At 64.8% G+C, this 12,022-nt stretch carries 10 protein-coding genes; 3 read left to right on the forward strand and 7 right to left on the reverse strand.

The features are described 5' to 3' along the window. Nucleotides 1-169: 169 nt before the first annotated feature. Genes LIW51_RS20785 through LIW51_RS20805 form a run of 5 tightly spaced genes read right to left on the reverse strand, consistent with a single transcriptional unit; the run spans nt 170 to nt 6,175 of the window. Nucleotides 170-1,489 (reverse strand): ABC transporter ATP-binding protein, encoded by a 1,320-nt coding sequence (locus LIW51_RS20785; protein ID WP_227376920.1) that lies wholly within the window; start codon nt 1,487-1,489, stop codon nt 170-172. Then, a complete protein-coding gene (locus tag LIW51_RS20790) occupies nt 1,486-2,559 on the reverse strand; it encodes an ABC transporter ATP-binding protein (protein ID WP_227376921.1) in 1,074 nt (357 codons plus the stop codon). The genes LIW51_RS20785 and LIW51_RS20790 overlap by 4 nt, the downstream gene beginning before the upstream one ends. Continuing rightward, nucleotides 2,556-3,554, reverse strand: coding sequence for an ABC transporter permease (locus LIW51_RS20795; RefSeq protein WP_227376922.1), 999 nt, complete (start codon nt 3,552-3,554; stop codon nt 2,556-2,558). The genes LIW51_RS20790 and LIW51_RS20795 overlap by 4 nt, the downstream gene beginning before the upstream one ends. Next, on the reverse strand, nt 3,551-4,504 hold the full coding sequence (locus LIW51_RS20800; protein ID WP_227376923.1) for an ABC transporter permease: 954 nt from the start codon (nt 4,502-4,504) through the stop codon (nt 3,551-3,553). The genes LIW51_RS20795 and LIW51_RS20800 overlap by 4 nt, the downstream gene beginning before the upstream one ends. Beyond that, complete coding sequence (locus LIW51_RS20805; RefSeq protein WP_227376924.1) at nt 4,505-6,175, reverse strand: ABC transporter substrate-binding protein; 1,671 nt, start codon at nt 6,173-6,175, stop codon at nt 4,505-4,507. Nucleotides 6,176-6,339: 164 nt separating this feature from the next. Between LIW51_RS20805 and LIW51_RS20810 the strand changes: the two genes are divergently transcribed. Further along, nucleotides 6,340-7,050 carry a helix-turn-helix domain-containing protein gene (locus LIW51_RS20810; protein WP_227376925.1) on the forward strand — a complete coding sequence of 237 codons (711 nt, stop codon included), beginning with the start codon at nt 6,340-6,342 and terminating at the stop codon, nt 7,048-7,050. Here LIW51_RS20810 and LIW51_RS20815 read toward each other — a convergent pair. Next, a complete protein-coding gene (locus tag LIW51_RS20815; RefSeq protein ID WP_227376926.1) occupies nt 7,021-8,259 on the reverse strand; it encodes an MFS transporter in 1,239 nt (412 codons plus the stop codon). The genes LIW51_RS20810 and LIW51_RS20815 overlap by 30 nt on opposite strands. 155 nt (nt 8,260-8,414) lie before the next feature. Here LIW51_RS20815 and LIW51_RS20820 point away from each other — a divergent pair, with 155 nt between their 5' ends. Further along, entirely contained in the window at nt 8,415-10,112 is a 1,698-nt protein-coding gene (locus tag LIW51_RS20820) for a thiamine pyrophosphate-binding protein (RefSeq protein ID WP_227376927.1), read from the forward strand. A gap of 120 nt (nt 10,113-10,232) precedes the next feature. Next, nucleotides 10,233-10,643: a hypothetical protein gene (locus tag LIW51_RS20825; protein ID WP_227376928.1), complete on the forward strand. Its 411-nt coding sequence runs from the start codon at nt 10,233-10,235 to the stop codon at nt 10,641-10,643. 97 nt (nt 10,644-10,740) lie between these two features. Here the strand turns inward: LIW51_RS20825 and LIW51_RS20830 are convergent, their stop codons facing one another. After that, entirely contained in the window at nt 10,741-12,021 is a 1,281-nt protein-coding gene (locus LIW51_RS20830) for an MFS transporter (RefSeq protein WP_227376929.1), read from the reverse strand. Between the last annotated feature and the right edge of the window lies 1 nt (nt 12,022).

The following is a 12,022-nucleotide window of genomic DNA, read 5'->3' on the forward strand; positions in this document are numbered from 1 at the left end:
CGTCCTGTCTACCCCCTCTCGGCACTCGTCGTCCCGGCGCAAAACGATTGTTACCGAACGTGTTACCGATACGTGCCAGAAAATAAGGCGGGGACGCGTTTCTGCCGTAACACCCTGATTTCGAGGACGCCCGGTATCCGACGACGCCGAGCGATTTCGACGGGGTCGACTACGTCGAATCGTTCGGTTCGACCCGGTGACAGGCGGCGATGTGGCCGTTCGCCGCTTTTACGTCGGGCGGCGTTTCGCGCTCGCAGGGCGAGGGGAACGCCTCCGAGACCACCTCTTCCGCCCGCTCGCGGTTCTCGGCCGCCAGCGCGGCGGCGGCCTCGCGGACGGCGTCAGCGGCGTTCGGCGGGAGTTCCGCCGGGTCGCGCGGGAGCAACTGTTCGACGAGGTAGGACGCGACGGTCTCGTCGTCGGTTCCGCGACCCTCCGCTTGTAGGCGATTTCTCGCCGCGTCTGGGTCGAGTTCGCCCGACAGGACGCGGTTCCGGAACACAAACGTGTCTCGGAAGCCCTCTTCCGTACCGGCCCACTCGTCCGGCGGAATCACGACGGGACACCGAGTGTGGAAGCGACAGCCCGAGGGCGGATTCATCGGCGAGGGAACCGTCCCTTCGAGGATGATGCGCTCGTCCCTATCGCCCGGGTCGATGCGCGGAACCGCCGAGAGCAACGACTTGGTGTACGGATGCTGCGGGTCGTCGAACAGCCGTTCGACCGGCGCGATCTCGACTATCTCGCCGAGGTACATCACCGCGACGCGGTCGGCGACGTGACGCACGACGCTCAGGTTGTGGGCGATGAACACCAGCGAGAGGCCGAACTCCTCCTGGAGGTCGTCGAGCAGGTTGAGGATCTGAGCCTGCACCGACACGTCCAGCGCCGAGACGGGTTCGTCCGCGATGACGAGTTCGGGTTCCAGCGCGAGCGCGCGTGCGATGCCGACGCGCTGTTGTTGTCCGCCGGAGAACTGGTTGGGGTAGCGCTCGACGTGCCCCGGTTTCAGCCCCACGCGCCCGAGCAGGTCTTTCGCCCGCTCCAAGCGTTCCTCGTCGTCCGCGCCGACGTCGTGAACCTCCATCGGGGCGGTGACGATCTCGCCGACCGTCTGGCGCGGGTTCAGCGACGCAAGCGGGTCTTGGAAGATCATCTGGAGCTTTCGGCGGTAGGGTCGCATCTCCTTCGCGGGCAGTCCCGTGATATCTTCGCCGCGGTAGCGCACCGATCCCGCCGTTGCGTCGTGTAAGTTGAGTATCGTCCGTCCGAGCGTGCTCTTGCCGCAGCCCGACTCACCGACGACGGCGAGCGTCTCACCCTCGCGGACGGTCAAATCTACGCCGTCGACGGCTCGAACGTCGGCCGAGTCGCCGACGAGCCTGTCGAGGACGCCCCCCGACTGGTCGAAGTGTTTTTTCAACCCCCGCACGTCGAGCAACGGTTTCTCGTCGGTACGTTGGTCGGTTCTCGTCGTCTGCATGCTCATAATTGCTCCTCCTCGGGACCGCGGCGCAGGCACGCCGCGACATGACCCTCGTTCTCGTCGCCGCGCGACTGACCGCGATACCCGGTCGACTCCCCCACTGGGCGGAAGTCGGGGTGAATCTCGTAACACTCGCGCTTCGACTCGGGGCACCGCGGCGCGAAGTGGCAGGCGTATGGAATGTCGATGAGGTCGGGGACGTTACCCTCGATGGGTTCGAGTTCGTCCGTCGGCGCGTCGAGTTGGGGCGTGCTGGCGATGAGTCCCTGGGTGTAGGGATGTTGGGGATTGCGGAACAGCGCGTCCGCCTCCGCGCGTTCGACTATCTCCCCGGCGTACATCACGTTCACGCGGTCGCAGACCTCCGCGACGACCGCGAGGTCGTGCGTGATGAGCAGGATGGCCGTGTCGAAGGCGTCTTTCAGGTCGCGGAGTTCGTCCAGAATCTGGGCCTGAATCGTCACGTCGAGCGCGGTCGTCGGCTCGTCCGCGATGAGCAGGTCGGGTTCCGCCGCGAGCGCCATCGCGATCATCGCCCGCTGGCGCATCCCGCCGGAGAACTCGTGGGGGTAGTCGGTCGCGCGGCTCTCGGGTTCGGGAATCTCGACGCTCTCCAGCATCTCGATGGCTTTGCGCCACGCCTCGCCGTTCTTCGCCGCCCCGACGATTTTGCGCTTTATCTCCGCCGGGAGACTCACCGACTCGCCGACCGGCTGGTGGAGCCGAATCATCTCGGCTACCTGCTCGCCGACGGTCAGCGTCGGATTGAGGCTGTTCATCGGGTCTTGGAACACCATCGAGACGGTACCGCCCCGAATCTCGCGGCGCTCCGGCTCGGGCAAGTCGAGGAGCGATTCGCCGTGGAGTCGGATGTCGCCCGCCGCGATTTCGCCCGGCTCTTCGACGATGCCCATGACGCTCTCGGCGAGGACACTCTTGCCCGACCCCGACTCGCCGACGAGACCGACGATTTCGCCCGATTCGATTCGCAGGTCGACTTCGTTCACCGCGTCGACCGTGCCTCTCGGCGTCGGGAATCTGGTGTGGAGTCCGTCGACTTCGAGCAGGGTCATCGGCTCTCGACCTCCCCTTCGCTCACGTCGAAGATGTCGCGCAGGCCGTCGCCGAACATGTTGAACGCGAGCACCGTCACCATGATGGCGAGGCCCGGCATCACGCTTATCCACCACGCTTCGCCGATGAACTGTCGCCCGTCGGACAGCAGGAGTCCCCACGTCGGCGTCGTCGGCTTGACGCCCAACCCGAGGAACGACAGGCCCGCCTCCGCGAGGATGGCGAGCGGAATCATCAGCGTCGCCTGCACGATGAGCGGCGCGACCGCGTTCGGCAGTATCTCGCGGGTCATGATGCGCCGGTCGGTCATCCCGATGGCGCGGGCGGCCATGACGTACTCCTCCTCGCGGAGCGACAGTACCTCACCCCTGACCAGTCGGGCGAAGTCGTCGATGTACGCGATTCCGATGGCGATGACGACGTTCGTGACGCCCAATCCACCGGAGATGGCGATGATGCCGACCCCGAGGATGAGTTCCGGGAACGCCCACTGGAAGTCCACGTAGCGCATCAGCACGCTATCGATCCACCCGCCGTAAAAGCCGGCGAGCAGGCCGATGGACGTGCCGAGCGAGAACGCTACCGCGACGGTCGCCAGCGAGACCAGAAGCGAGACGCGCGCGCCGTAGATGATCCGGGAGAGGATGTCGTGGCCGAACGAGTCCGTCCCGAGGGGGTGCCAGACGCGCTCGGTGCCCGCGTCCTGATCGTAGTTGCCCTCCGAGTACGCGTTCGGTTCCTTCATGAATCCGAACGTCGCGTCGGGGTCGTGGGGCGCGACGAACGGCGCGAACGCCGCCGTGAGGACGAACAGGACGACCACGACGGCACCGAACAGCGCCATCCGGTCGCGCAGGATGCCCTCTACGAGTCGCTGGCGAGTCGATTTGTGTTCCTCGTAGCGCTCTTCTTCCCGGTACTCCGGCGGTACGTCGGGTGGCCCCGGTTCGGCGGGCGTATTCGGCCCGACGCCCGGTTCGCCGTGTTCCGTCATCGTTCACCCCCGTAGCCGATGCGCGGGTCGATGACGGTGTAGACCAAGTCCACCGCGAGATTCGTGAACACCATCACGGCGGCGACGATGAGGATGACCGCCTGCGTCACCGGGTAGTTCCTGTCGAGCATCGAATCCACGAGTAGACGACCGAGCCCCTGAATGCCGAAGACGATCTCGACCGTGACGCTGCCGACGAGCACCAGCGCGAGTTGGATGCCCGCGACGGTGACCACAGGGATGAGCGCGTTCTGGAGCGCGTGCTTGTAGAGCATCACGCGACCGCTGACGCCCTTCGCTCGGGCGGTGCGCATGTACGGTTCGTTCAGCACCTCCAACAGTGAGGAACGCATCATCCGCATCACTACGGCGGCGTAGGGTAGTCCGACCGCGATGCCGGGGAGGATGACGTGTTTGAACCACGGTACCACCCCTTCGCTCAGGGGGACGTACGCGTAGACGGGGAGCACGCTCAGCCAGACGCCGAACACGAGCGCCAGCAGGATGCCGACGAAGAAGGCGGGCATCGAAACGCCGAGGAACGCCGCGACGGTCGCCACGTAGTCGACGCCCTCGCCTTTGCGCGTCGCGCTGACGATTCCCGTCGGAACGGCGACGCCGAGGCCGACGACGATAGCGATGACGGCGATGGAGAGCGTTCTCGGCGCGGCCTGTCCGACGAGCGTGGTGACGGACTGGCCCGTGCTGAGGCTGTCGCCGAAGTTTAGCGTAAGCATGTCCACCAGCCAGTCGACGTACTGGACGTACAGGGGCCTGTTCAGGCCCAGTTTCGCGCGGAGCGCAGCCACCGCCTTCGGGGTTGCCTCCTGTCCGAGCATGGTTCGAACCGGCCCGCCCGGAATCAGTCGGAGACCAAAGAACACCGTGGTCGCCACCAGCCACATGATGAACGCGGCGTGCGCGAATCGTTTTGCGACGTACCGGCGCATCTATTTCTCTACCCACGTGCTGTGGAAGTTCCGCATGAAGGGGATGTGGGTGAACCCCTTCACGCTCGACCGTTTCGCGGCGATGTCGTTCTGGTGCATCAGGTAGGCGTGGGGCACCTCCGCGATGAGGTGGTCTTCCAATTGCTGGAGCACCTTCTTGCGCTGGTTTCTGTCGAGCGCCTTGCGCTGTTTCGCCAGCAGGTTGTGTGTCTTGTCGTCCGAGTAGTTTATCCAGTTCCAGACGCCGCCGTCGTCCGGTTTGCGATAGAAGTTCCACAGCGACTGGTCGGGGTCGGGGTCGCCGACGCTTCCGCTGATGGTGGTGTCGTAGTTCCCCTTCTCGTAGCGTTCCCAGTAGGTCGAACTCGTCACCTGTTCGATGCTGACGTTGAACCCCGCCTTGTTCAACTGCTGGCGCATCGCCTTCGCGCCGCGGAGGCTGCTCTTGGTCGTCAGGATGTGGAACGACGCGCCCTTGGCGCCCGCCTCCTCGATGAGCTTCTTCCCCTTCTCCGGGTCGTACTTCTGGTCTTTCGGCTTGTCGTCGCGCCACACCCAGTTCGTCGCCTTGTTGATGGGGCCGGTGTCGGGCAGGGCGTTGCCGAAGTACGCCGCGTCGACGAACGCCTGATTGTCGATGGACTTGGCGATTCCTATGCGGGCTTTCTTCGAGTCGAACGGCTTCCGGCGCTGGTTCATGGCGAATCCGTACCAGTTGATACCCGGCGCTTCGAGTTTCGAGACGCTGCTGGCCGACTCGACCTTCTTCACGTTCTCCAGCGGAACGAGGTTGGCGAAGTCGATGTCGCCGCTCCGAAGCGCGTTTACGAGCGTCGCGGGTTCCGGAATCGGCTTGATGTCAATGCCGTCTAAGTACGGTAAGACGTTACCCTCGCTGTCTTTCTCGAAGTAGTCGTCGAACGCTTCGAGCGTGATGCCGGAGCCGACCTTGTGCTGTTTCACCTGGAACGGACCGGTGCCGACCGGCGTCACCTTGTACTTCTTCGCGCCCATCTTCTCGATGGCCTCCTTGTTGACGATGGTCGCCGCGCGGCCCGGGCCGCGCGTGAGGTAGACGAGCGCGGGGGCCATCGGTTCTTTGAAGGTGAGTTCGACGGTGTGGTCGTCCTTGACGACGACGCCGCCACTATCGACCGCCTTGAGCGATTCCAGCTTCGAGGCGGCGGGGGTTTCCTCCGAAATCGTCCGGTTGATAGTGTACTTCACGTCGTCCGCCGTGAACTCCGTCCCGTTGTGGAACTTCACGCCCTTCCGGAGATTGAACGTGAACTTCTTGCCGCCGTCGCTGACCTGCCAATCTTTCGCTAAATCGCCCCGAATCGTGAGATCCTTTTTCAGCGTGACGAGACCGCTGAACACGTTCGCGGCCACTTGGAAGTACTGTCCGACGCTGATGAACGGGGGATCGAGTACGTCGATGCTCCCGGTGAACCATCCGGCTTTCAGTCGGCCGCCGCGCTGATTATTCGAGGGGACGTCGGTCGTTCCGCCGCCTTCGGTCGTTCCACCACCGCCGCCACCGCCGCCACCGCCGCCGGAACAACCGGCCAGGCTCGTCATCCCCGCCACGCCGAGCAATTTCATCGTTGTTCGCCGGTCGACTACCGGGCCGCTAATATCCGCGTCTGAAATTCTGTCACCAGTTCCCATGCTATGTATGTTCACAGTAACAAGTGCACTTTGCTCCACCACCGTCTATATTCGGATCCCACAGCCGTCATGTTTCGTTGTCATATAATTAAGTCTCGTTATATTCAGAAATCCAACATATTCGATGCGAAGTTTCAACTTCGTTGGTTGCCTCACTCACGGCCATGCGAGAAGTGACGCTCCTGGTTCGCCACCACGGCGAACCCGAGAGCGACATCAGCGCAGAGCACCCCTCGATAACGCTCCGTTCCGTCTCCTCGATGACTGGTAGCGCCGCCGAGCGAAAGCGCATCATCGAGATAACCGGCCCGGAATCGTCCATCGAAGCGTTCCTCGACGACTTCGCGGCCGCCGACGCGGTGCTGGACGTCGATCCGCTGACACCGCTCAACGTCGGTCGCGTGCTGGTCGCCATCACCTACGACAGCTACCGGTGGGACAGCATCTCACAGCGGTTGACCGACATGGGCGTCCACTACCGCACCGGAACGACCATCACGGCTGGATGGGAACGCTGGACGGTGTACCTCGACGATTCCGACGACTTGAACGAGATCGTCGCCTCGCTCGAACGCGCGGGCAACGACGCCGACCTCGTCCGGAACGTCGAACTCGGAGAACTGACCGAACAGGAGCAACTGGAGTTCTCCCGCGTCCTCCACGAACTCACGCGCCGCCAGCGCGAGGTGCTGGGGACGGCCATCGAACTCGGCTACTACCGGGCGAAAAAGGAGACGAGCATCGAAGACATCGCCGACGAGGTCGGAATCGCCTCCACGACGGCATGGGAACACCTCGCCCGCGCGGAGACGAAGGTGATGGAAGAGGTCGGTAAGCACTTCACCTCAGCCGGCGTCCGCCCCTCGAATCGATAGCAGCGCGCCGAGCAGGGACGCGACGACCGCGAACCCCGCGAGGACGGCGAACAGCGCGCTCGGTGAGAAGTAATCGAGGACGAACCCCGCGATGGCCGCCCCGAGCGCGCCGACGCCGAACACGCCGAGATAGGTGTAGCCGTAGGAGAGGCCTCGCGCCCCGGCGGGCGTGTACTCGGCGACCGTCGCCTGGTAGAGCGGTTGCACCACGAACAGGCAAAAGCCGAGGACAAAGCTGACCACGAGCAACGGCGCGAGTCCGGCGTTCGCGGCGGGGATGAACGCGAGCGCGATGACCGCCAGCGTTCCGAAGGCGACGGCGATGGCGCGGGCGTTCTCCACCCTGTCGGTCAGCTTTCCGCCGACGTACTGACCGGCCATCCCGACGGTGAGAAGTCCGGCGTAGAGGTAGCGGGCGGGTTTCAGCGACTCACCCGCGACTTCGACCGAGGAGAACAGTTCCAGTCCTCCGAGCAGATCCGGGAGGAAGGTGAGCACGCCGCGGTAGTAGAGACCGGACATCATGACGACGCCGAAGACGGCGACGAACCAGCCCGCGAAGAGCGTCCGCGAGTCGCGGAAGAACTCCGAGAGGGAGGAGACACCGCCGTCCGCGCGGGCGTCCGAGCGAGCGTCCGCGGGACCCTCGACCGCCGCCGCTTCGTCGATGTCGGTGCGGAACGCGAGCAGCGCGGCGACGAGCGCCGGGACGGCGAGCAAGCCGACGACGGTTCGCCAGTCGAACGCGAGGAGGAGCAGCGTCGTCGCTAGCGGTCCGAAGGCGATGCCGAAGTTCCCCGCCATACCGTGGTAGGCGAAGGCGCTCCCGCGCTCGCTGACGCCCTTGCTGAGGAGCGCGAGGCCAGACGGGTGGTAGACGCTCGCCGCGGCACCCCACAACAGGAGCGCCAGCGCGACGACCGGAAGCGTCGGCGCGACGCTGAGGACGAGAAACGACCCGCCCATACCGAGCAGGCAGGCGACGATGAGGCGGCGCGAGCCGTAGGCGTCGGAGAGGATGCCGCCGGGCAGTGCTCCGAGTCCGAACAACGCGTAGCCGACGGAGACGACGACGCCGAGCGTCGCCGTCGACGCATCGAACTCCGATAGCCACACGCTGATGAAGATGGGGAACGAGAGTTCGTAGGTGTGAACCATCGCGTGCGCGAGCATGGCGAGTCCGACGATGGTTCGGTCGTTTCGATTCACTGGTGAATCCTTGGTTCGGTATCTATTATAAAAGGTCGCCCGAATCGAATCGGGGTGCCCGCCGAAGTCGAAATCGAGGGAATCGACAGATCAAAGAGAGCACGGCGGGTGGCTTCGGCTAGCATGACAGGCGTTGGCGACACCGGAGGGGACGTATGACGACCACCAGCGAAGAGCTGGTTTCCGCGCTCGAATCGCTGGGTGTCGAGTACGTGTTCGGCTATCCCGGCGGACGCGTCATCGAACTACTGGACGACCTCCCCGAGTCGAGCGTGGACGTTGTCCGACCGCGCGACGAACGCGAGGGGAGCGTCATGGCGGAGATGTACGGTCGACTCCACGGCAAACCCGCCGTGCTCGCCGGACAGGGTCCATGGATAGGGAGTCTCGGAACCATCGGACAGATGGAGGCCCGGCTCGCGTCCTCGCCGATGGTCGTCCTGACGGAGGCGAGCGAGCGCGGCAACTACTCCACGCTTGCGCCGTACCAGCAGTCGCGGGGCGATTACGGCGGCCTCTCGCTCCCGAAGATTCTCGACGGCGTGACGAAAGAACACTGGTTCCCGCGAACGCCGACCGAGACCCTGCGGAGCGTCCAACTGGCGTTCAAACACGCGACGGCGGGGCGTTCGGGACCGACCGCCGTCATCCTCGACGGGAACGCGATAACCGACGACGTGCCGGACGACCCGACGCCCCCGGTCTGGGACAGCGACAAGCAGGTTCGAAATTGGGACGCGAGACCGACCGACCGCGACGTGGCGGCGGCGAAAGACGCCCTCGAATCGGCGGAGCGCCCCGTCATCGTCGCCGGAAACGGGGTTCACTCGGCGGGGGCCTACGACGAACTGCAAGAGGTCGCCGAAGCCTACGACGCCGTGGTCGTTACCTCCTACCTCGGCAAGTCGACGATTCCCGAAACCCACGACCTCGCGGCGGGGGTCATCGGCTCGTTCGGGCACGAAGGCGCGAATCGGGTGGTCAGCGAGGCGGACACCCTCCTCGTCGTCGGCTGTCGGATGAACCCGATGGACACGAACTGGCAAGCACCGTCATTCATCCGTCCGGACGAACAGACCATTGTTCACGCCGACATCGACACCCGGAACGCGGGGTGGGTCTACCCCGCCGACGTTGGACTCATCGGCGACGCGAAAGAGAGCCTTCGGGCGCTGGTCGACGCCGGAAGCGCCGACAACGACTGGGCGCGCAATCGGACGGAAACTGCCCGCGAATCGTTCTTCACCGAGGAGTGCGAGAGCGACGCCGCGCCCATTAAACCCCAGCGCGCGGTCAAGGAGATAGAGGCGGTGGTGGACGAGGACACCATCGTCACCGCGGACTCCGGCAACAACCGATTCTGGCTGTTGAACTATCTCCGAACGCCCGCCGTCCGAACCTACTTCGGCAGCGGCGGGGTCGGCGGCATGGGCTGGTCCGCCCCCGCCGCCGTCAGTGCCGCCATTTCGACCGACAAGGACGTTATCGGCGTCGCCGGCGACGGCGGGTTCGCCATGACGATGACCAGCGTCGAGGTCGCCGTCGAGTACGGCGTCGCGCCCACCTTCGTCGTGCTAAACGACACGAGCCTCGGCATGGTGCGCCAAATGCAGGAAGCGGACGGCGACATCGCGGGCGTCGAATTCCACGACACCGACTTCGTCCGCGTGGCGGAAGGCTTCGGAGCCGAGGGCGTGCGAGTCACGACGCCCGACGAACTCGGCATCGCGCTCCGCGAGGGGAAAGAGAGCGACCATCCTCTCGTCGTCGACGTTCGAATCGACCGCGAGGAGGACATGGCCGAGCAGTTGCAGTCGTCGTTCTACGCGGAAGTCGGCGGACTACACGAATAGACGAGCAATTGGCCTCGACCGAATCGTTTGCCGTCACGTGAAATAGGCGATATATACGAGCGTCGATACGCGGAGACTGGCTCGCCAGAAGTTATCCATGCCCTCTCCTAGCCCGACGGTATGACCGACGAGGAGCGACTCGACAGGAACCGTTCTCACTGGGACGAACTCGCCGAACTCCATCCGATCAGCCACGTATTCATGGATCTACGAGTCGACGAGGACGACGCAGTTCGGTCGGACTGGCCGTACTTCTCTGACGAACCGCTGACTTTCGACGAGGACGGAAGCTACGCCGATTTTGAGGCGAACGTCGAACACACCGTCACCCACGAGTGGTCGCACTCGCTCGGGGAAATCGTCACGGCGCTCGTCGACGCAGGACTGGCGGTCGACGAACTCCGCGAACATTCCTTCGCGTCCTTCGAGCAGTTTCCAGGCCGAATGCGGAAGCGCGCGGACGGACACTGGGAGATTCCCGACGAAGACTACCCGTTGACCTTCTCCGTGAGGGCTCACAAGCCGGCCTGATCGCCGTTTTGCCCGGACTCATTTGTGACAGCAGTACCGCCGTTCGCCGATTCGCCGGTCGGCGAGGCGTCTCAGGAACTCCCGACAGCTATGTGAGTCACTCCGTCTTCACCGCGCCCGCCGCCAGACCGCTCACGTCTCGCCGGTACAGCACGAACAGCGTGACCAGAACCGCCGCGACGGAGATTCCGGCGATGAGGGTGAACGCGGTCTGTAACCCGGCCCGCGAGATAAGCGCGCCGAACAACGGCGGAGCGAGCGCGCTTCCGGTCATCGTGCCGACCGTGATGAGCGCGAAGTTGCGACCGAGATCCGCCCGCGTCGAGAGACGGTCGGCGAGCTTCGACCGAGCTGGACCGGCGAGCGACCGGATTCCGCCGACGAGGAGAAGACTACCGACCGCGACCGCCACTGGAATCGCCAGTGTAGCAAGCAGCCCCACGAACAGGACGACGGCGGTGTAGCTCCCGACGATGAGCGGCCCCGGTGAGAAGCGGTCGGAGAGGTCGCCGCCGACGAGCACCATCACCGCGCCGACCACGAACATCGCCGAGAGCGTCAGGTTCGCGGCGTCGAGCGCGAGACCGTAGCCGTCACGAAGGAAGACGACTGTGTAGGTCGTGAGCCCCCAACTCGCAGTCGAGGCCACCAGCGCGAGGACGGCGAGCGCGAGGATGGTCGGCGATGCGACGATGGCCCGGAGTTCGCGGCGGACCGACTCGCGGAGCGGAACCGATTCGTCGGGGTCTTTTCGCTCCGGTTCGGGAGCGGTCACGTCCGTACCGACGTATCGCTGGAACGCCGCCATCGTGATCGTCGCGTAAACGGCGCCGAAGAGACCGATGAGCGCGGCGGCGTACCGCCACGTCATGCCGGGAAGCGTGAGCGTGGCCGCGAAGAAGACGGGCGGAGCGGCGAAGCCGAGACTACCGAGGAATCCCCGGACGCTGAACGCTCTGGCGCGAAGGTGTTCGGGTGTGGCGTCGGCGAGCAGGGGAAAGTGGGTCGGATGGTGACCGGCGATGCCGATACCCAGTAACGCCTGCCCGAGGAGGAGGATTTCGAAGGTAGGCGCGAACGCAACGAGAAACACGCTTCCCGTGCTGAGCGCGAGCGAGAGTCCGAGGGCGATGCGGCGGTCGTAGTTGTCGGAGAGGTAGCCGAAGGGGAGTTGGAAGAGGGCGTTCGTGAACCCTTGGACGCCCATGGCGACGCCGAGCATGGCGAGGGAGACGTCGAATTCGGTGGCGAGAATCTGGAGAATCGGCGGGAAGAGGACGAGGTACGTGTGGTTGACGAACTCCGCGCCGCCGACGAGACCGACGACGAGCGCGGTCTCCCGCGAGACGCTAAAGACGGAGAATGACGGTCGGTTCACT

This window comes from Haladaptatus halobius, from assembly GCF_020618475.1.
Classification (GTDB): Archaea; Halobacteriota; Halobacteria; order Halobacteriales; family Haladaptataceae; genus Haladaptatus; species Haladaptatus halobius.

Excerpts from the sequence above, each read along its gene's own strand:
- LIW51_RS20825 (WP_227376928.1), top strand. The coding sequence starts at position 10,233 with ATGACCGACGAGGAGCGACTCGACAGGAACCGTTCTCACTGGGACGAA.
- LIW51_RS20800 (WP_227376923.1), bottom strand. The coding sequence starts at position 4,504 with ATGCGCCGGTACGTCGCAAAACGATTCGCGCACGCCGCGTTCATCATG.
- LIW51_RS20785 (WP_227376920.1), bottom strand. The coding sequence starts at position 1,489 with ATGAGCATGCAGACGACGAGAACCGACCAACGTACCGACGAGAAACCG.
- LIW51_RS20790 (WP_227376921.1), bottom strand. The coding sequence starts at position 2,559 with ATGACCCTGCTCGAAGTCGACGGACTCCACACCAGATTCCCGACGCCG.
- LIW51_RS20820 (WP_227376927.1), top strand. The coding sequence starts at position 8,415 with ATGACGACCACCAGCGAAGAGCTGGTTTCCGCGCTCGAATCGCTGGGT.
- LIW51_RS20805 (WP_227376924.1), bottom strand. The coding sequence starts at position 6,175 with ATGGGAACTGGTGACAGAATTTCAGACGCGGATATTAGCGGCCCGGTA.
- LIW51_RS20795 (WP_227376922.1), bottom strand. The coding sequence starts at position 3,554 with ATGACGGAACACGGCGAACCGGGCGTCGGGCCGAATACGCCCGCCGAA.
- LIW51_RS20810 (WP_227376925.1), top strand. The coding sequence starts at position 6,340 with ATGCGAGAAGTGACGCTCCTGGTTCGCCACCACGGCGAACCCGAGAGC.